This is a genomic window from Sulfitobacter sp. 1A13496 (genome assembly GCF_043557225.1).
GTDB classification, from domain to species: domain Bacteria; phylum Pseudomonadota; class Alphaproteobacteria; order Rhodobacterales; family Rhodobacteraceae; genus Sulfitobacter; species Sulfitobacter faviae.
In genome coordinates this window covers 830,612-849,480 of the sequence record NZ_JBIFFP010000001.1, presented here as the reverse complement: position 1 = coordinate 849,480, position 18,869 = coordinate 830,612, and the positions used below count along the sequence as shown (strand labels likewise).

The following is an 18,869-nucleotide window of genomic DNA, read 5'->3' as shown; positions in this document are numbered from 1 at the left end:
GCTCATGCACTCCGCGTGTTTTTCTTGTTCAGGGATTTGACATCCAGAACTTCGGGGCTCTGCGCCTCATGGGGGTGTTCGCTACCTGCATAGACGCGCAGGTTGGTCATGATCTGGCGGCTCAGGCGGTTGCCGGGCAGCATGCGCTTGACCGCTTGGGTCACAACACGCTCAGGATGCGCGCCTTCGAGGATCTGTGCCTTGGTGCGCGATTTGATGCCACCGGGGTGGCCGGTGTGCCAGTAGAAGTGCTCTTCGCGCTTCTTGCCGGTCATCTGCACCTTGTCGGCGTTGATGACGATCACGTTGTCGCCGCAATCCATATGCGGCGTGAAGGACGGCTTGTGCTTGCCGCGCAGGCGCATGGCAACGATCGAGGCGAGACGGCCCAGCACGACGCCTTCGGCGTCGATGATGATCCATTTCTTGTCGATATCTGCCGGTGTCGCAGAAAAGGTTTTCATGGATGAATTCCCGTTTGAGGTTGGTCGGAACGAGGAATCCCCGCCCGGTGTCTGATGGAGGCGTTATAAACACCTGCATCGCCGGGTCAAGCGCAGCAATCGCGTATTAAACTAGCAATAACAGTTAGTTACGATTTAGGTATAATAATACCCCATATTCCTACACGCTGATCTGCTCTGGCGGATTGTCCAAAAGGCAGCGCAGCCGCTGCATTGCCGCCTCGAAGGAGCGCAGGGAGACATGGGCGTTCACGGCAATGCGCACCGCATGGGGTGCGCGGCCATCGCGCAGGGCGAATTCATCGGCCGAGCGGATCTGCACGCCCTGCGCCTCTGCCGCGCGGCAGAACCCGGCGGCCCGCCACCCCGGCGGCAGTTGCAGCCAGAGGAAGGGCACATCGCGCGACCATTCCAAGGCGTGGCCGCCCAGATGGTTCACCGCCACTTCGACATATTCCGCCAGTCTTTCGCGAATATCCGCGCAGATCCCTTTGAGCCGCGGGTCCGTCAGGAGAATCCGCGTGGCTTCGGCCAAGGGACGCGCGAGACCGAAATAGCCATATTCCGCCACCCGCCGGAGGTCCGCCGCACGGCCTGCGGGGGCCAGCGCAAACCCCACCCGCAAGGCAGGCGTCAATTCCTTTGAGATCGAAGAGACATGCCAGACATGCTCAGGCCAGAGCGAGCGGTAGCTCGGCGCGCGGGCGAGGCCCATGCGGTAGCAATCATCCTCCAAAATCTCCAACCCATGCCGTTTCGCGACTTCCAACAGCGCACGCCGCCGTTCAAGGCTGGTGTGGCTGCCCGTGGGGTTATGCACCTCCGGCGTCGTGCAAAAGACCTGCGCCCCGCTGTCGCGCGCGGCCTTGTCCAGCGCCTCTGGCAGCACGCCCTCTGCATCCATCGCCACCCCGACCACCTCGGCGCGCAGCACTTCCGCCGCGCGGCGAAACCCGGCGTAAGAGAGGTCTTCGACCAGCATCACCGGCTTCGGCCCCAAGAGGATCGCTTGCAGTACCAATACAATCCCGCTCTGCCCGCCATGCGACAGCACGACGTCACGCTCGCTCAGCGGCCCGAGGGCGAGATGCGACAGCCAGTCGACCACCGCTTGCCGCACCGGGGCATAGGCGTCGCGGGTGGGATAGTTCATCAGGTCTTCGCCCGGCACATCCGCCACCTGCCGCAGGGCGCTGCGAATCAGCGCCACCTGCCCCATGTCCGGCAGGCGTGGGCTGAAGAGGCTGACCGCATCCGTATCAGCAACCTCCAATTCCTTGATCCAACTATCTTGTTCGCGATTCCAGACATCTTCGCGGATGGCCGCCTGCGGCGGGGCGACAAAGGTGCCACGGCCCACCTCGGCCTCCAACAGACCTTCATCGGTGAGGATGGTATAGGCCCGCGCCACGGTGCCGGGGGTAATCCCCAATTGCCACGCCAGTTCCCGCACCGGCGGCAGCTTATCCCCCACCGCCAGAGCGCCGGAGTTGATCCCCTGCCGGATGGTCAGCGCGACGAGTTTGTACTTCGGCCCCTGCCCCTCGGCCAGTGTCGGCTGCCAAATTGTACCCATTACAATATTCCTGTGGTCAAATTGTATCGCGCTTTGTACCTTTGCACCTGTAGGCATTCTACACTTTGTGTCAATACAATTTCGCCAATACAATTTCAAGGAGTTCCCCCATGACACAGGCACGCCCCCTTACCGCTGATGCAATGACATTGATGACATACCGCGCCCTGCCGGTCCCTGCGGTGATTGCGCTGCGCTTTGCGGCGGTCGTGACCACATGGGCGGCCCGCCGACGCACCCGGATCGCGCTTGCCGCGCTTGAACCGTGGGAGCTTGAAGATGCGGGACTGACACCGGAACAAGCCTCGGCCGAGGCTTCCCGCGTGTTCTGGCAGGCGTAGCTTCCCTGTGGCGACTGCCAGACCTCTTCCTCGGGCCGGGTTTTCCCGGCCCTTTTTTGTGGCCTCTGAGAATTCCTCGGCCCGGAATCAAGCCGCAGGCGCCGGGCCATCGCCTGTCCGTCCCGGCGGGCTGGCGATTTGGTGAGGCTGGGCGCATTTGCGAGAAGGCGCATCACGGCTGCGCCATAAAGTGGCATGGACCGGCGTCGCAATCGCCACCCCACGGTCAGGCGCTGGCCCTAAACTCTGCCCCTCACCCCATCGACGCTGGCGGAATCGCATAGGTCAGCCCGGCCCGCGCCACCGGCTTGTCCGACCCTTCGGAATAAATCAACACATCCGTCACCGACAGCTGCCGCCCCAGCTTCAGTAACTTGGCATGGGCCACCAGCGGCACATCCGCCAGCGGTTTGCGCATGAAATCAATCGAGCAATTCGTCGTTACCGCCAGCGCCTTGGGCCCGATCATCGCCAGCGTCACCAGATAGGCCGAGACATCCGCCAGCGCGAACATCGATGGGCCTGAAACAGTCCCTCCGGGCCGCAGATGGCGACGGCTGGTCAACAGGCGCATGGTGATCTCGTTCTCGGCCACATGATCCACGGCGAAATCATCCGCCACCTGATCGAACACCTCCCGCATGAAGGCCTCCAACGCCTCCGCATCCATCACCACGGCCATACTTGTCCTCCCTGCTGTCCTCGGCGTAACGTTGGCGTGATCAACCGGGGAGGGCAAGGTGGCAATTCTTGACGTTACGGCACGCGGGCCGGTGACCCACCTGCGCATGAACGCCCCCGAACGGCTCAACGCCCTGTCGGACGAAATGCTGGCCGCCCTGCACGCGCGCTTCGACCAATTGGCCCAAGACCGCGCCACGCGGGTCGTCGTCCTGTCCGGCGCTGGCAAAGCCTTCTGCGCGGGGCACGACCTGCGCCAAATGACCGCCATGCGCCAAGCCGAAGACGGGGGAGCGGCGGGCTTCAAAGACCTTTTCGACCGCTGCGCCGCCCTGATGGCCCGCATCCAAAGCCTGCCGCAGCCCGTCATCGCCCAAGTACATGGCATCGCCACCGCCGCGGGCTGTCAGCTTGTCGCCACCTGCGATCTGGCCATCGCCGCGGATGACTGCCGCTTTGGCGTCAACGGCGTGAACATCGGCCTCTTCTGTTCGACTCCCATGGTCGCCCTGACCCGCAACATCCCGCGCAAACAGGCGTTCGAGATGCTCACCACCGGAGACTTCATCTCCGCCCCCCGGGCTGCTGAACTGGGCCTGATTAACCGCGCCGTGCCGGGCGACCAACTGGCCCAAGAGACCGAGGCACTGGCCGAGAAGATCGCCGCCAAACTCGGCACCGCCGTCGCCCATGGCAAAGGCGCCTTCTACCAGCAAATGCAGATGCCCAGCGAACAAGCCTACGCCTTCACTGGCGAGGTCATGGTCCGCAATATGCTTGAGGCAGAAACACGCGAGGGCATCGACGCCTTCTTGGAAAAACGCCGACCCGATTGGCCCCAATGATTGTTTCCAAAACCGCCAGCCTTTGTTGCCACGCGGGGGCTGGCAAATCTGGCGAAATCACGGCATAGTTATGTTAGGGCATAGAAACCCTGATGATTTTGGGTCGCCGCAGGCGGAAGGTCCCTCCGGGTCAGCCTCTCACTGACCGACCATTCCCGCCGCGGCGACCCCAAAACCATTCCTCTCCCGCAGCCTCATCGCCCCTTCTTGCCTGTTGCGTGCGGCGCTGCCCTGCCCTACATCGCCCCCATGACAGATACATTGCACATCATCGGCGGCGGCATGGCCGGATCAGAGGCGGCTTGGCAAGCGGCGAACGCGGGCGTGAAGGTCGTGATCCACGAAATGCGCCCCAAAGTCGAAACCTTCGCCCACCAAACCGGACTTCTGGGCGAGATGGTCTGCTCCAACTCCTTCCGCTCGGATGATGACGAACAGAACGCCGTCGGCCTGCTGCATTGGGAAATGCGTGCCGCCAACGGGCTGATCATGGCCTGCGCTGACAAGAACCGCCTGCCCGCAGGCGGCGCATTGGCGGTGGACCGCGACCCCTTCGCGCAGAGCGTCACCGACACGCTGTTCGCCCACCCCAACATCACCGTCGAATATGGCGAGATCACCGAACTGCCGCGCGACGGCAAATGGATCATCGCGACCGGTCCGCTGACCTCGGGCAAGCTCGCCGAAGCCATCGCGGCTGAAACCGGCGCCGAGGCGCTGGCCTTTTTCGACGCCATCGCGCCGATCGTCTATTTTGACAGCATCGACATGTCCAAAGCCTGGATGCAGTCGCGCTATGACAAGGGCGAGACCGAGGAAGAGCGCACCGCCTACCTCAACTGCCCGATGGACAAGGAGCAATACGAGGATTTCATCGACGCGCTGCTGGCCGCAGAAAAAACCGAGTTCCGCGAGGGCGAAACCGCAGGCTATTTCGACGGCTGCCTGCCCATCGAAGTGATGGCCGAACGGGGCCGCGAAACCCTGCGCCACGGCCCGATGAAACCCGTGGGGCTGACCAATCCGCACCAGCCCGAGGTCAAGGCCCATGCCGTGGTGCAATTGCGCCGCGACAACAAACTGGGCACGCTTTACAATATCGTCGGCTTCCAGACCAAGATGAAGTACGGCGCGCAAACGGATGTTTTTAAACGTATTCCGGGACTGGAAAACGCGCGCTTCGCTCGTTTGGGCGGCATTCACCGGAACTCCTTCATCAACTCGCCGACACTGCTTGACGACCAGATGCGCCTGCGCAGCCGCGACAATATCCGCTTTGCGGGTCAGATCACCGGTGTCGAAGGCTATGTCGAAAGCGCCGCCATGGGCCTGCTGGCGGGCCGTATGGCCGCCGCCGAAATCAAGGGCGGCAGCCTGCCCACCCCGCCCGACAGCACCGCCATGGGCGCGCTGATCACCCATATCACCGGCGGGGCCGAGGCAAAGACCTTCCAACCGATGAACGTGAACTTCGGCCTTTTCCCCCCGGTCGAAGGGCTGAAATCGGGCCGCCGTGGCCGCAAGGACCGCTACAAAGCCTATACCGACCGCGCCAAGGCCGATTGGCAGACGTGGCTTAATCAAGGTTAACGCGGCGGGGGTTAACACTGGATCCTCCCGCCCATCCCCCATATCCTAGGGGCATGACACAGCATTTTTTCGACAAGGCCTATGCGGCGCGGGACACGAATGTGATCCGCAGCCTCTATGACGAATGGGCAAGCAGCTATGACGAGGACATCAAGGCGCAAGGCTATGCCACGCCCGACCGCGCCGCTGCCACGCTCGCAGAATTCCTCGACGACAAAGAGCAGCCGATCTTCGACATCGGCTGCGGCACCGGGCTGTCCGGCGCGGCGCTGAAACAGGCGGGTTTCACCACCATCGATGGCGGTGATGTATCCGCCGCCATGCTGGATCAAGCGCGCAAAAAAGGCATATACCGCAACCTATTAGAACTCGAAGTTGATGCGCCGCTTCCCTTTGCGCCCGGGGCTTATGCGGCGATCAGCGCCATCGGTGTGATCGGCCCCGGTGCGGCTCCGATCACCCTCTTCGATACGCTGATGCATGGATTAGAAAAGGGCGGTAAGCTTTTATTTTCACTGAATGAAAAGGCACTGGAAGATCGCGGTGCTTTAGGCATGATCCACGAATGGACCGATTGCGGCGCGGCGATCCTTCTCTTTGCCGAGGAAGGGCCGCACCTGCCCGGGATCGACATGAAGTCTACCGTATATCTGATTGAAAAGAATTGACTCTCACCACCAGATTCGCGCCATCTCCGACCGGACCACTGCACCTCGGCCACGCCTATTCCGCACTCTTGGCCCATGATCTGGCAACGGCGGCAGGGGGCGATTTTCTGCTGCGGATCGAAGACATAGACCAATCCCGCGCGCGTGCGCATTGGGAGGCGCAAATCTACGAAGACCTCGCATGGCTGGGCATCGACTGGCCGCAACCCGTCATGCGGCAATCGGATCGAATGGCAGCCTATCAAGCCGCCCTAGATGTCCTCTGGTCGCGCGGCCTGCTCTATGCCTGCACCTGCAACCGCCGCGATATTGCCGCTGCCACCAGCGCGCCGCAAGAGGGAGCGGAACCCGTCTACGGCCCCGATGGCCTCATCTACCCCGGCACCTGCCGCACGGCAGGCCACTCCAAAAACGCCGGCGCGCTGCGCCTAGATATGCGTAAGGCACTGGGAAACCTTGACAATACCAAGCTAAGCTTCACCGAAAACGGCCAGGGACCGAATGCCAAAACTGGGAAGATCACCCTCTCCCATGATCAGTTGATCGACACGGTCGGGGATGTGGTCTTGGCCCGCCGCGACATGGGCACGTCCTATCACCTGTCGGTCGTGCTCGACGACGCCGCGCAGGGGGTGACGCTGGTCCCGCGCGGGGCCGATCTGTTTGAGGCGACCTATATTCATGTGGTGCTACAGGCTTTGCTCGATCTGCCCACGCCGCTGTATCACCATCACCGGCTGATCCGCGATGCCAGCGGCAAACGACTGGCCAAACGTGATGACGCCCGCGCCATCGCGCTCTATCGCGAGAACGGCGCCACGCCCGACGAAATTCGTGATATCGTCGGGCTTTAGCGCACGCTCTTAATCCATCGGCTTCATCAGTTCGACCTCTTCACCGTCCTGAATGCCGGTGTAAAAGCAGCTCCGCCGCCCGGTGTGACAGGCCGGCCCAGTCTGATCCACCATCACCAACAGGCAATCCCGGTCACAATCGACGCGCATCTCGACCAGCTTTTGCACATTGCCGCTGGTTTCGCCCTTCACCCAGAACGCCTGCCGCGAGCGGCTCCAATAGGTAACCTTGCCGGTCTCAAGGCTGCGCGCGATGCTCTGCGCATTCATCCACGCCAGCATGAGCACCTCATGGGTCTCGGCGTCCTGCGCGATGGCCGGGATCAGACCCGCTTCGTTAAACTGAAGGCTTCCAGGATCAAATGTCATCGGGCACCTCGTGGAAATATTTGCATCTGTCTCTGCGGCGCTTATGTAGGGTTTCAGTACGAAAAGGAACAGCCCATGTCGGATGAGACGGACCTCATCAAGCTCTACTCCGCGCGCATTCTCGCGCTCGCGGCCGAGATCCCCCACTTGGGCCGCATGGAGGCACCGCAGGCCAGTGTGAAACGCCGCTCACCGCTCTGCGGCTCCACCGTGACGGTCGATGTGCGGGTTGAGGATGGGCATCTGGCCGAGATGAAGCAGGACGTGAAAGCCTGCGCCTTGGGGCAAGCCGCCGCCGCCGTGGTGGGCGATGCCGCCCCCGGCAGGTCGCTTGCGCAGATCACAACCGCACGCGATCAACTGCGCGCCATGCTCAAGGGCGAAGGCCCGGTGCCGGATGCCCCTTTCGACGGTTTCGAAGTGCTAACCCCCGCCACGGGCTATAAAAACCGCCATGCCTCCATCATGCTCAGCATCGAAGCACTGACGGAAGCGATGCAGGAGGCCGAGGCACCTGCCGAAGCGGGCGAGCGCTGAACGCGACCAGCCTCAGCCTGCCTCCCCCCCCCCTGAAAAGCTAAAAAAACGCCGCACATCCTGCGAAGGATGGCGGCGTCAGTCGGCGTGCCTCATGTGGGACCCACTTTGCCGAAACCCGACGCGGACAGGCAAGTCGGAGCATCAAATTGGGACGGATGCAGCGGCAAAGCGGCATGAGAGCCTTGGCAGAACTCAGATAAAGGCGGGCAGATGCAGACCCACCACCAGCATCACGATCAAAGCGGCGGCCCCTGCTGCATCTTGCAGCAATGTGGCCTGTGATCTGACGGCGATAGATTTCAGGGCAGTGTAAGTAATCATCAATACCTCCTTATCTGTGTTGCTTCTTTGTTCTCATTTCCTCACCCACAAGTAAAGAACTTTTTGAGAACATCCGCGAACATAATGAGTTTTCGATCGCTAACCCACTGTTATCAAACGGATCGCCTCATCCTGCCGCATGAGCCACAGAAGCACCCTCACGGCCTTGCCGCGCGGCCCTTCGAGGCTGGGGTCATCGGCCAAAAGCTTGCGGGCATCCGATTGCGCCACCGCCATCAGTCCCGCCTGACGCTCCAAATCCGCCACGCGGAAACGCGGCACGCCGGACTGCGCCGTGCCAATCAGATCCCCCGTGCCACGCATTTTCAGGTCGGTTTCGGCGATGACAAACCCGTCTTCGGATTCGCGCAGCACCTCAAGCCGCTGGCGGCCCGTCTCGCTTAACGGCGCTTGATACATCAAAAGACAGGTCGAGGCGCCTGAACCCCGCCCGACGCGGCCCCGCAACTGATGCAGCTGCGCGAGGCCGAAAATTTCGGCCCGTTCGACCACCATGATCGTGGCATTGGGCACGTCGACGCCCACTTCGATCACCGTGGTGGCCACCAGCACCTTGGTCTCCCCCGCTTGGAAGGCGCGCATTGCCGCGTCCTTCTCGGCAGGTGGCATCTGGCCGTGGACCAACCCGACGATCCCTTCGCCCAAGGCCGCACGCAGCCGCTTAAACCGGTCCTCCGCCGCGGTGAGATCGCTGACTTCGCTTTCCTCAACCAGCGGACATACCCAGTAGCATTGCCGCCCCTCGCTGATCGCATGGCGCATCCGGTCGATCACCTCATCCATCCGTGACGTCGAGACGAGCGCGGTGCGAATGGGCTGCCGCCCGGGGGGCTTTTCGTCGAGGATCGACACATCCATATCGCCGTATTGCGCCAGCGCCAGACTGCGCGGAATCGGCGTGGCGGTCATCACCAACACATCGGCAAGCTTCCCCTTACGGCCCAGTTCCAGCCGCTGCCGCACGCCGAAACGGTGCTGTTCATCAACCACGGCGAGGCGCAGATCGGCAAAGCTGACATCGGCCTGAAAGACCGCATGGGTGCCGACGAGGATCTGGATATCGCCGCGTTCCAGCGCCGCGAGCTTGGCCCGACGCTCGCCCCCCTTGTCGCGCCCGGTGAGCAGTTCCAGCACCACGCCCGCCTGTTCCGCCAGCGGTTGCAGCCCCATAAGGTGCTGACGGGCAAGGATTTCCGTCGGCGCCATCAGCACCGCTTGTCCCCCCGCTTCAACTGCGCGCAAGAGCGCCATGAAGGCCACCAGCGTCTTGCCCGCCCCCACATCGCCCTGCAACAGCCGGTTCATCCGGGTCTCGCGGCCCATGTCGGCGGTGATCTCTTCGATCGCGCGCTGCTGCGCGCCTGTGGGGCGATAGGGCAAGGAGGACAGGACCCTTTGTTGCAGCCGCCCGTCGCCCCGATTTGCCCGCCCCATCTTGCGCCGTTCATTCTGTCGCGCCAGCGCCAAGGTCACCTGATGGGCGAAAAGCTCGTCATAGGCCAACCGCTCGCGCGCGGGCGCGGTGGCGGTCAGATCCTCGGCCTTCCGCGGATCATGGGCGGCCTCTGCGGCGGCGGCAAAATCGGGCCAGCCGGCCTGCGCCACCTGCCCCGGATCGGCCCATTCGGCGACCACGGGCAGCCGTTTCAACGCGCCGCGGGTGGCCTTGTACATCAGCTTTTGTGTCAGTCCGGAGGTCAGCGGATAAACCGGCTCAAAATCGGGAATGCTGCTGGCCTGATCCTCCGGCACCGCGAAATCGGGGTGGACCATCTGCGCCATCCCATCGAAAAACTCCACCCGGCCCGAGACGATGCGACGGCTGCCTTCGGGTAATTGGCGCTGCCAGTAATCGCCCCGCGCGTGGAAATAGACCAGTTGAAAACTGGTCTGCGCGTCCTCAACCATGATGCGATAGGCGCCGCCCTTGTTGCGGGCCGGGCGATGCGCGCCGATGGTGACCGCGACGGTCAATGTCGCGGGCAGATGCGCGTCCTGCACACTGTCGCGAAGACGGCGGTCGATGCCGGAATGCGGCAGGGTAAAGAGCAGATCGCGCGGCGCTTGGATGCCCAACTGCCCCAGCACCTGCGCGGTCTTAGGCCCCACCCCTTCGAGCGTTTCCAGCCCGGCGAAAAGCGGGAAAAGCTGTTCCGGTCTGCCGCTCATTGGCCGTCGATCAGGGCCAGCCAGCCGTCTTCATCCAAGGTCTCGATCCCCAGTTCGGCGGCCTTTTTGGCCTTGGACCCCGCCCCCGGCCCCGCGACCAGAATGTCGGTCTTGCCGCTGACCGAGCCCGAAACCTTGGCCCCCAAACGCTCCGCCCGGGCCTTGGCCTCGGCACGGCTCATCTTCTCCAAGGTGCCGGTGAAGACGACCGTTTTGCCCGCCACGGGGCTGCCTTCGGTGTCGGGCCGCTCGGCAGGAATCACGGTCAGATGGGCCACCAACCGGTCGATGGAGGCGCGCTCCGCCTCCTGCGCGAAGGCCGAGACGAGCGAGCCCGCCATAACGCTGCCCACCCCATCGACGCCGATCAGATCGTCCCACGCCGGGCCGTCCAGCCCGCGGGCCTCGGCCATGGCGGCCTCGAAACTCTGCCAATCGCCGTAGTGGAGCGCGATCAGGTTCGACGCCGCCTCGCCCACATGGCGAATGCCGAGGGCAAAGATCAGCCGCGCCATGGGAATTTCACGCCGATCTTCAATGGCTTGGAACAGATTTTCGGCCGATTTCGGCCCCCAGCCTTCGCGGTTCTTCAACTGCTGCACGCCGCTGCCGTAACGCTCTTTCAGGGTGAAGATATCCGCAGGCTCTGCGATCCAGCCGTCGTGGTAGAACTGTTCGACCTGTTTGGCCCCCAGACCGTCGATGTCAAAGGCTTTGCGGCTGACGAAATGGATCAGCTTTTCAACGGCTTGGGCCGGACAGATCAGCCCGCCCGTGCAGCGTCGCACCGCATCGCCAGGCTCGCGGATCGCATCCGACCCGCATTCCGGACAGGTGGTCGGAAAGACGAAAGGCGCCGCATCCTCGGGGCGTTTCGACAGGTCAACATCTGCCACTTTCGGGATCACATCGCCCGCGCGGTAAATCTGCACCCAGTCACCGACGCGCACATCCTTGCCACCGCGGATTTCGGCACCCTTGCTGTCGAGCCCTTTGATGTAGTCCTCATTGTGCAGCGTCGCGTTGGAGACGACGACACCGCCCACCGTTACCGGCTGCAACCGCGCCACGGGGGACAATGCGCCGGTGCGGCCGACCTGAATGTCGATGCTCTCAAGCCGGGTCCATGCCAGTTCGGCAGCAAATTTATGGGCCACGGCCCAACGCGGGGTGGTCGAGCGAAAGCCGAGCCGGTCCTGCAGAGCAAGGTCATCGACCTTGTAGACCACGCCGTCGATGTCATAGCCAAGGGTGGCGCGCTGCGCCTCGATCGCCTCATAATGGGCGACCATATCGCCCGGCCCCTTGCAAAGCGCGGTCAAAGGGTTGGTCGAGAACCCCAGTTCCGCCAAACGGTCGATGGCGCCTTTTTGGGTGTTGGCCAAAGGGGCCGAAAGCGCGCCCCAAGCATAGGCGAAGAACCGCAGAGGCCGCACGCGGGTGATTTCGGGGTCCAATTGGCGCAGCGATCCGGCAGCGGCATTGCGCGGGTTGGCGAAAGTCTTGCCGCCCCTTTCCGCCTGCCGCGCGTTCAGGGCCGCGAAATCGGCGTGGCTCATATAGACCTCGCCGCGCACCTCCAGCAGATCGGGCGCGTTCTTGAGCTCTTGCGGGATGTCTTGGATCGTGCGGGCGTTCGCGGTGACATTCTCACCCACAGCACCATCGCCGCGCGTGGCGGCTTGGACCAGCACGCCGTTTTCGTAGCACAGAGAAAGCGACAGCCCGTCGATCTTGGGCTCGGCCGTATAGGCCAGCGGCGCATCGGCGCCGAGGCCGAGGTATTTGCGGATTCGTGCGTCGAATTCGGTGACTTCCTCGGCGTCGAAAGCATTGGCGAGCGAGAGCATCGGCACCGCATGGCGAATCTTCCCAAAACCTTCGGCGACCGGCGCGCCGACCTGTTCGGAGGGGCTATCGGCGCGCTTGAGGTCCGGGAAACGCGCTTCGATCTCGGCATTGCGGCGCTTGAGCGCGTCATATTCCGCATCGGAAATTTCCGGCGCATCTTCCGTATGATAGGCCGTGTTGGCTACGCGCAACACCTCGGCCAGCCGGGCCAGTTCCGTCTCTGCCTGCGCTTTGGTCAGCGCTTCAACCTCGATCTGGGATGTCACGATCTGCCCCCGATATTGTCATCTGTCGCTTAGATAGGTGGCGATCAGGGGCAGGTCTAGCGATTTCAGGGCGAATGATTTCAAGCCCGAGCCGAGGGGGATCAGGCGCTGGCGGCCAAATCCATCTCGACCGGGTCAGGATCGCGCAGCACATAGCCGCGGCCCCAGACCGTCTCGATATAGTTCTCCCCGCCAGTGGCTTGACTCAGCTTCTTGCGAAGTTTGCAAATGAAGACATCGATGATCTTCAACTCAGGCTCGTCCATGCCGCCATAGAGGTGGTTGAGAAACATTTCCTTGGTGAGGGTCGTGCCCTTCCGCAGGCTCAGGAGTTCGAGCATCTGATATTCCTTGCCGGTCAAATGCACGGGGGAATCATTCACGCTGACGGTCTTGGCATCAAGGTTCACCGCCACTTGGCCCGTCTTGATGATGGATTGCGAATGCCCCTTGGACCGCCGAATGATGGCATGAATCCGGGCGACCAATTCCTCCCGATGAAAGGGTTTCGTCAAATAATCGTCAGCGCCGAAGCCGAAGCCCCTCAGCTTATTTTCCGTATCGTCGGAGCCCGAGAGGATCAGGATCGGCGTCTCGATCCGGGCGAGCCGCAACTGGCGCAGCACGTCATGGCCGTTCATATCCGGCAGATCGAGGTCGAGCAGGATCAAATCATAGTCGTAAAGCTTGGCCAGATCGATTCCCTCTTCGCCCAGGTCGGTGGCGTAGACGTTAAGATTCGCATGGGTCAGCATCAGTTCGATACTGCGAGAGGTCGTTGGGTCGTCTTCAACTAACAATACACGCATTTCGGTTACTCCGGCTCATCTTGGACGATGGGCTCACCCTGAGCAAAAAAGGTTAACTACCCGTTACCGATACTCGATAGGATAGATTAACAACTTAAAGTTGTCTATATTTTTTCAAGGCCGTGGCCTTCAGCGCCGCCTCCCCATGTTCGGTAACCGCATGTAACCACTCCATAAATTCTTCGTCACTGATGCCGTAACGCTCCAGCGCTTCGGATTGGGTGATCAGCCCATAGACCACCCCCCGCACCACCGCCGCCTTGCGCGAGGCCACCCACCTGCGGGTATCGGCGCTTGGCAAATCGGCGCGGGACATCACGCTCCCGCCAGCGAGGGTAACAGACCGTGGCCCATCGACTTTTTTCAGGTACATCGCATCATCCGCCATTGTTTTGGCGTCCAATAACCCCCACCTGCCTTAACGCGGCGTGAAGCCCGCCCTTGTGACTAGGTAGGATTTTCCTATATTCGCGCACAAACTCCGGAGAGACCCATGGCCCTTGATCAGACCCCGCCGCTCAATTCGCTTGGCTTTGCCAAAGCGCCTGCCGATACGCGCGTCGTCGTGGCGATGTCGGGCGGCGTGGACAGTTCCGTCGTCGCGGCCATGCTCAAGGACGAGGGCTATGACGTTGTGGGCGTCACCCTGCAGCTCTACGACCACGGCGCGGCGCTGGCCAAGAAAGGCGCCTGCTGCGCGGGCGTCGACATTCAGGATGCCCGCCGCGTGGCCGAGGAGATGGGCTTCCCGCATTACGTCTTGGACTATGAGAATGTCTTCAAGGACGCCGTGATCGACGAGTTTGCCGACAGCTACCTCGGCGGCGCCACGCCCGTGCCCTGCATCCGCTGCAACGAGCGGGTGAAGTTCAAGGACCTGCTGGAAACCGCCAAGGATCTGGAGGCCGACTGCATGGCCACCGGGCACTATATCCAGCGCAAGATGGGTGAGAACGGGCCGGAGCTGCATGCCGCCGCCGATGGCAACCGCGACCAGAGCTACTTCCTCTTCTCCACCACCGAAGAGCAGCTTTCCTACCTGCGCTTCCCGCTGGGCCATCTGCCAAGCAAGGACGACACCCGCAAGCTCGCCGCGAAATACGGGCTGGAGGTTGCCGACAAGCCCGACAGCCAAGACATCTGCTTTGTCCCGAACGGCGACTACGCTGCGGTGATCCGCAAGCTGCGCCCCGAGGCCGCTGATCCGGGCGATATCGTCGATACCGAGGGCAATGTACTGGGCAGCCACGAGGGCGTGATCCATTACACCATCGGGCAGCGCCGGGGCCTCGGCATCGGCGGTCTGGCCGATCCGCTCTATGTCGTGAAGCTCGATCCCGAGCGGAAAGAAGTTGTCGTCGGTCCGAAGTCCATGCTCGCCACCCGTAAAATCCCGGTGCGCGAGATCAACTGGCTGGGCGATGCGCCCCTGACCTCGCAGGCGGAATGGAACATCGCCGTGCGGGTGCGCTCTACCCGTCCACCGCGCGATGCCATCCTGCGCCCGATCAGCGAGACGGAGGCCGAGGTCGAGCTACTCACCGCTGAGGAAGGCGTCTCTCCCGGGCAGGCCTGTGTTTTCTATGATCCTGACAGCACGCGCATTTTCGGCGGCGGCTGGATTCACCGCGGCTGACAGCCCTTAAAGTCGCGCCAGCACCGCCCGCGCGGCGCGCAGGCCGGGTGCCTCACCCTCCTGCCCCAAACGCGCCATCGTCAGCGCCATGGCGTCCTTCTGGGCGCCGGGCGCGCGCAGCACTTGCAAGACACCTTCAGCAATCGGGCCGGGGCGGCAGTTCGCGCCGATGAATTCCGGCACCACGCGGGTTTCCGAAACGAGGTTGACCAGCGTCACCGTATCCACCCGCAGCATCCGCCCGATGATCTGGCGGCTGATCCAATTCATGTCATAGGCGATAACCATCGGCGTGTTCACCGCGGCAAGCTCCAGCGATACGGTGCCCGAGGCCGCAAGCGCCACATCCGCCGCGCGGAAGGCGGCGCGTTTGCTGGCGGTGAAAGCCTCGACGCTTTGGTCGCGCGGATCCAGCACCAGCGGGTTGCCCGCCCAGTTGCGCGTGACCTGTTTGACCAAGGCGGCCACAGGGGCCGCCGCAGGGACGACGACACGCAAGGACGGCTCGGCCTCGACCAATCGCGCAACGACCTGCTGGAACACCGGCGCCAGCCGCGAGACCTCCCCCCGACGCGAACCGGGCAAGGCAAGCAACAAGGGCGCATCGGCGAGGCGGTGTTCGGCACGGAACGACGCGGCGGCGGCGTCATCGGCCACGGGCTCGGCCACCACCGGGTGGCCGACGAAATCGCAGGCCATGCCTGCCGCTTCCATATAGGGCGGCTCGAAGGGGAACAGGGCAAGGACGTGATCGACGGAACGGGCCATTTTCTCGGCCCTGCCGGGGCGCCATGCCCAGACGGTTGGGGCCACGTAATGCACTGTTCTGATATCGGATTTCTCTTTCACCTTGCGCGCCACGCGCAGTGAGAAATCGGGGCTGTCGATGGTGATGAGCACATCCGGCCTCAACTCGACCACCGCCTGCGCCGTCTCGTTGATCCGGGCCATCAGCGCGCGGTATTTGGGCAGGATCTCGGCCAACCCCATGACGCTGAGCTCATCCATATTAAAGCGGCTTTCCAGCCCCTCAGCCATCATCTGCGGCCCACCGATGCCGTCAAATGTCACCTCGGGGCAGAGCTCTTTCAGCCCCGCCATGAGCGCGCCGCCCAACCGGTCGCCCGAAGGCTCGCCTGCCAGAATGAACACCTTCATCCAGCGTCCCCCTCTCGGACCCAAAGCACCAATCCCAATTCATCTGCCAGCGCCACGCAAGCGTCCCGCTCCAGCAGCATCACACCACCGGCTTTGACCACCACGCCTGCCAGCCCCGCCGCTTGGGCGGTACGCAGCGTGTCGGGGCCGATGGTCGGCAGGTCGATCTCACGGATTTGGCCAGTTTTCGGGCCTTTGCAAAGCACTGCGCGCGCGCCCTGTATCGCTTCTGGCAGGGTCGCAAGCAGGTGATCCGTGCCCCCAATGGTCTCAACCCCATAGACCTGTTCGCGCCCGATCACACAGGCCTGCCCGATATCCAAGCTTGCCAACCCGTCCAGCACCGCCGTGCCGCGCGCCGCATCCCGGCGCATCTGATCGTCGGGCAGTTCGCGGGACAGCACACCGCTGTCGGCCAGCAGGTCTGGGACGAGTTCATCGGCCCCGACCACCCGCAGGCCGTGATCTTCGAAAATCGTCTTGATCACCTCAAGCGCGCCATTGTCGCCCGCCGCAAGGGCGGCCTTGAACTGCGGCACGAGAGGTGCGGTGCGCATGTCGAGCTTGGCAGGATCGAGCGTAGGCCGGTCAATCGCACCGCAGAGGCAAACCTCGCGGATGCCAAGGCCCAGAAGATGCGCAAGCAGGCTGCCCAAAGTCTCCAACCGGAAGGTCAGATCGGCCTTCAGCCCATCGGGCGCGCAGCCCTCATAGGCGCAGACCAAAGGCGGCACCTCCTGCGCCGCCGCCACCCGCACGGGCAGGCCGCCGCGCCCGGCGATCAGCGCAAGGCTCATTTCGGCGTCAGGAAATGGCGGCCCGTGTCGGCCATGACGAAATCGACGATCTGGCGGACGTAATCGCTTTGGGTCTCGTCCCCCAAACGCCGCGCCCGGTCCGAGAATGTCCCCTCGCCCTGCGCCAGCATCTGGAACGCGGCCCTGAGCGCCGTGATATCGCTGCGCGCCACGCCCGCGCGTTTCAGCCCAACAAGGTTCAGCCCGTCCAGATCACCGCGCGGCGCTTGCACAAGGCCGTAGGGGATCACGTCATTCGTCACCATGGTCACCGCGCCGACGATCGCGCCTTGCCCGACGCGAACGAATTGATGAATGCCAGACAGCCCGCCGATGATCACGTCATCTTCAAGCACGCAATGCCCGGCGACGGCGGCGTTGTTCACCACGATCACGCGATTGCCGACCACAGCGTCATGGGCGATGTGGCAGCCGGCCATGAAGAGCCCGTCATCGCCCACGCGGGTCACCCCGCCGCCACCTTCGGTGCCGCAGTTCATGGTGACATGTTCGCGGATGCGGTTCCGCTCCCCGATGACCAGACGGCTGGCTTCGCCCTTGAACTTCAGATCCTGCGGAATCTCACCGATCACCGCGAAAGAGAAGATCACCGTGCCCGCGCCGACCTCGGTCCGGCCAGTGACGACGACATGGGATTTCAGCTCCACATCCGCCTTTAACACGACCTCGGGCCCGACCACGCAGAAAGGGCCGACGCGCGCCGAAGGGTCGATCTGCGCGCCCTCTTCGATCACGGCACTGGGGTGGATATTGCTCATGCCGCGTCCTGCGGGAGATCCAACATTGCCATGAACTCGGCCTCGGCGGCCATTTCACCCTCAACTGTGGCCACGCCGCCGAATTTCCAAATCTTCGCGCCCGGCTTGCCGCGCAGGGTCTTGAGGTCCATCCGCAGCACATCACCGGGGCCAACCTTGCGGCGGAACTTACATTTGTCGATGGACATGAAATAGATCAGCATGTCGCGGTCCTGCATGCCAAGGGCCGTGCCCACCATCACACCCGCAGTCTGGGCCATTGCCTCCACAATCGTCACGCCCGGCATGATCGGCGTGCCGGGAAAATGGCCCTGAAAATGCGGCTCGTTCATGGTAACGTTTTTATAGCCGACAGCACTCTCGGTGCCCGCGATCTCTTCGACCTTGTCGACCAGCAAAAAGGGATAGCGGTGCGGCAGGATGCGCTGGATCATTTGTATATCGGCGCGCAGCAGCTCTTCGGTCATGGACTGTCCTTTGTCTCAGAAGGTTGCCGAAGGGCTACCAATTCGGGCGGCTGGGGGCAAGCATCCCGGCAGGTGCGGCGCTTACTCGGCGTCCGTCAGCCCGCTGCCGATCGTCTCGTCCAAAAGCGCAATCGCCTCATCCGTAACCTCGATCGCGGAGGACGAGACAAAGACCCGACGCCGCTCCAGAATGACCGCCGCGTCGGAATTGCGCATCAACTGCTCAAGCACCGGGGCCGCAGCGGCCAGAAACCGCTCCCGCTCAAGGTCCAGCGCCTCGCTCAGCGCCCGGTTCTTCGCCGCCTGCTCTGCCCTTGTGCGCTGCACCTTTTCGTCAAAGGCATCTGCCAGCAGCCGGAACTGCGCCGGTTTCAACTGAGAGCGTTTTTCGGTGAGTTCGCGTTCTTCCGCCTCAAGCGCCGCTTCGATCTCACGGTTCTCCGTGGCCAATTGCTCACTCTGGGCTTCGATCTCGCGGCTGACACGCTCGCCAAAGGCGCTGTCACGGAACAGCCGTTCGGAATCGATGGTCAGCACCGGGCTGATCACACCGCCCCCTGCGGGGGCGGCTGTATTTGTCTGAGGGTCCGCCACGGGCGCCTGCTGCGCGAGGCCGGGGGTGGCCCCGGCCAGCATCATCACCAAGGGGATGAAGGCGCGGCGCATG

Annotated in this window: 21 protein-coding genes; 7 read left to right on the top strand and 14 right to left on the bottom strand. The window is 63.0% G+C overall.

What is annotated here, in order from left to right; genetic code table 11:
• Positions 1-2 precede the first annotated feature (2 nt).
• Positions 3-464: a 50S ribosomal protein L13 gene (rplM, locus tag ACGYLX_RS04165; RefSeq protein WP_067266879.1), complete on the bottom strand. Its 462-nt coding sequence runs from the start codon at positions 462-464 to the stop codon at positions 3-5.
• Between the two features lie 160 nt (positions 465-624).
• The gene (locus ACGYLX_RS04160) at positions 625-2,040 is read right to left on the bottom strand and encodes a PLP-dependent aminotransferase family protein (protein ID WP_394447491.1); all 1,416 of its coding nucleotides are present in this window, start codon (positions 2,038-2,040) and stop codon (positions 625-627) included.
• A gap of 110 nt (positions 2,041-2,150) precedes the next feature.
• Here ACGYLX_RS04160 and ACGYLX_RS04155 point away from each other — a divergent pair, with 110 nt between their 5' ends.
• A complete protein-coding gene (locus tag ACGYLX_RS04155; protein ID WP_067266882.1) occupies positions 2,151-2,381 on the top strand; it encodes a DUF1127 domain-containing protein in 231 nt (76 codons plus the stop codon).
• Positions 2,382-2,634: 253 nt separating this feature from the next.
• On the opposite strand, the gene ACGYLX_RS04150 is transcribed toward ACGYLX_RS04155, so the two are convergent.
• On the bottom strand, positions 2,635-3,063 hold the full coding sequence (locus tag ACGYLX_RS04150; protein WP_209218884.1) for a PaaI family thioesterase: 429 nt from the start codon (positions 3,061-3,063) through the stop codon (positions 2,635-2,637).
• A 58-nt stretch (positions 3,064-3,121) separates the two neighbouring features.
• Here ACGYLX_RS04150 and ACGYLX_RS04145 point away from each other — a divergent pair, with 58 nt between their 5' ends.
• The 4 genes from ACGYLX_RS04145 to gluQRS all read left to right on the top strand — a co-directional run bounded on the left by ACGYLX_RS04145 (position 3,122) and on the right by gluQRS (position 7,019).
• Positions 3,122-3,907: an enoyl-CoA hydratase gene (locus ACGYLX_RS04145; RefSeq protein WP_394447489.1), complete on the top strand. Its 786-nt coding sequence runs from the start codon at positions 3,122-3,124 to the stop codon at positions 3,905-3,907.
• 249 nt (positions 3,908-4,156) lie between these two features.
• Complete coding sequence (gene trmFO, locus ACGYLX_RS04140; RefSeq protein ID WP_394447487.1) at positions 4,157-5,497, top strand: methylenetetrahydrofolate--tRNA-(uracil(54)-C(5))-methyltransferase (FADH(2)-oxidizing) TrmFO; 1,341 nt, start codon at positions 4,157-4,159, stop codon at positions 5,495-5,497.
• A gap of 53 nt (positions 5,498-5,550) precedes the next feature.
• Complete coding sequence (locus ACGYLX_RS04135) at positions 5,551-6,165, top strand: class I SAM-dependent DNA methyltransferase (RefSeq protein ID WP_394447485.1); 615 nt, start codon at positions 5,551-5,553, stop codon at positions 6,163-6,165.
• Positions 6,162-7,019 carry a tRNA glutamyl-Q(34) synthetase GluQRS gene (gene gluQRS / locus ACGYLX_RS04130; protein ID WP_394447483.1) on the top strand — a complete coding sequence of 286 codons (858 nt, stop codon included), beginning with the start codon at positions 6,162-6,164 and terminating at the stop codon, positions 7,017-7,019. Before ACGYLX_RS04135 ends, gluQRS begins: the two co-directional genes overlap by 4 nt.
• Before the next feature lie 9 nt (positions 7,020-7,028).
• Here gluQRS and hisI read toward each other — a convergent pair whose 3' ends face one another.
• Entirely contained in the window at positions 7,029-7,388 is a 360-nt protein-coding gene (hisI, locus tag ACGYLX_RS04125; protein ID WP_394447481.1) for a phosphoribosyl-AMP cyclohydrolase, read from the bottom strand.
• Between the two features lie 75 nt (positions 7,389-7,463).
• On the opposite strand from hisI, the gene ACGYLX_RS04120 reads away from it, so the two are divergent.
• On the top strand, positions 7,464-7,925 hold the full coding sequence (locus ACGYLX_RS04120; protein ID WP_394447479.1) for an iron-sulfur cluster assembly scaffold protein: 462 nt from the start codon (positions 7,464-7,466) through the stop codon (positions 7,923-7,925).
• A 195-nt stretch (positions 7,926-8,120) separates the two neighbouring features.
• Here ACGYLX_RS04120 and ACGYLX_RS04115 read toward each other — a convergent pair whose 3' ends face one another.
• The 5 genes from ACGYLX_RS04115 to ACGYLX_RS04095 all read right to left on the bottom strand — a co-directional run bounded on the left by ACGYLX_RS04115 (position 8,121) and on the right by ACGYLX_RS04095 (position 13,738).
• A complete protein-coding gene (locus tag ACGYLX_RS04115; protein ID WP_271693624.1) occupies positions 8,121-8,249 on the bottom strand; it encodes a hypothetical protein in 129 nt (42 codons plus the stop codon).
• Positions 8,250-8,348: 99 nt separating this feature from the next.
• Entirely contained in the window at positions 8,349-10,439 is a 2,091-nt protein-coding gene (gene recG, locus ACGYLX_RS04110; protein ID WP_394447477.1) for an ATP-dependent DNA helicase RecG, read from the bottom strand.
• Positions 10,436-12,556, bottom strand: a complete 2,121-nt coding sequence (ligA, locus tag ACGYLX_RS04105) for an NAD-dependent DNA ligase LigA (RefSeq protein WP_394447475.1) — start codon at positions 12,554-12,556, stop codon at positions 10,436-10,438. The genes recG and ligA overlap by 4 nt, the downstream gene beginning before the upstream one ends.
• A gap of 101 nt (positions 12,557-12,657) precedes the next feature.
• Positions 12,658-13,365, bottom strand: a complete 708-nt coding sequence (gene ctrA / locus ACGYLX_RS04100; RefSeq protein WP_394447473.1) for a response regulator transcription factor CtrA — start codon at positions 13,363-13,365, stop codon at positions 12,658-12,660.
• Positions 13,366-13,459: 94 nt separating this feature from the next.
• A complete protein-coding gene (locus ACGYLX_RS04095; protein ID WP_394448083.1) occupies positions 13,460-13,738 on the bottom strand; it encodes a DUF1153 domain-containing protein in 279 nt (92 codons plus the stop codon).
• A gap of 120 nt (positions 13,739-13,858) precedes the next feature.
• On the opposite strand from ACGYLX_RS04095, the gene mnmA reads away from it, so the two are divergent.
• The gene (gene mnmA, locus ACGYLX_RS04090) at positions 13,859-15,001 is read left to right on the top strand and encodes a tRNA 2-thiouridine(34) synthase MnmA (protein WP_394447471.1); all 1,143 of its coding nucleotides are present in this window, start codon (positions 13,859-13,861) and stop codon (positions 14,999-15,001) included.
• Between the two features lie 6 nt (positions 15,002-15,007).
• On the opposite strand, the gene lpxB is transcribed toward mnmA, so the two are convergent.
• From lpxB to ACGYLX_RS04065, 5 genes are all read right to left on the bottom strand, one after another.
• Positions 15,008-16,159, bottom strand: a complete 1,152-nt coding sequence (gene lpxB / locus ACGYLX_RS04085) for a lipid-A-disaccharide synthase (RefSeq protein ID WP_394447469.1) — start codon at positions 16,157-16,159, stop codon at positions 15,008-15,010.
• The gene (locus ACGYLX_RS04080) at positions 16,156-16,956 is read right to left on the bottom strand and encodes an LpxI family protein (protein ID WP_394447467.1); all 801 of its coding nucleotides are present in this window, start codon (positions 16,954-16,956) and stop codon (positions 16,156-16,158) included. The genes lpxB and ACGYLX_RS04080 overlap by 4 nt, the downstream gene beginning before the upstream one ends.
• On the bottom strand, positions 16,953-17,735 hold the full coding sequence (lpxA, locus tag ACGYLX_RS04075) for an acyl-ACP--UDP-N-acetylglucosamine O-acyltransferase (protein ID WP_394447465.1): 783 nt from the start codon (positions 17,733-17,735) through the stop codon (positions 16,953-16,955). The genes ACGYLX_RS04080 and lpxA overlap by 4 nt, the downstream gene beginning before the upstream one ends.
• The gene (gene fabZ / locus ACGYLX_RS04070; RefSeq protein WP_067264885.1) at positions 17,732-18,202 is read right to left on the bottom strand and encodes a 3-hydroxyacyl-ACP dehydratase FabZ; all 471 of its coding nucleotides are present in this window, start codon (positions 18,200-18,202) and stop codon (positions 17,732-17,734) included. The genes lpxA and fabZ overlap by 4 nt, the downstream gene beginning before the upstream one ends.
• Positions 18,203-18,283: 81 nt before the next feature.
• A complete protein-coding gene (locus ACGYLX_RS04065) occupies positions 18,284-18,868 on the bottom strand; it encodes an OmpH family outer membrane protein (protein WP_394447463.1) in 585 nt (194 codons plus the stop codon).
• Between the last annotated feature and the right edge of the window lies 1 nt (position 18,869).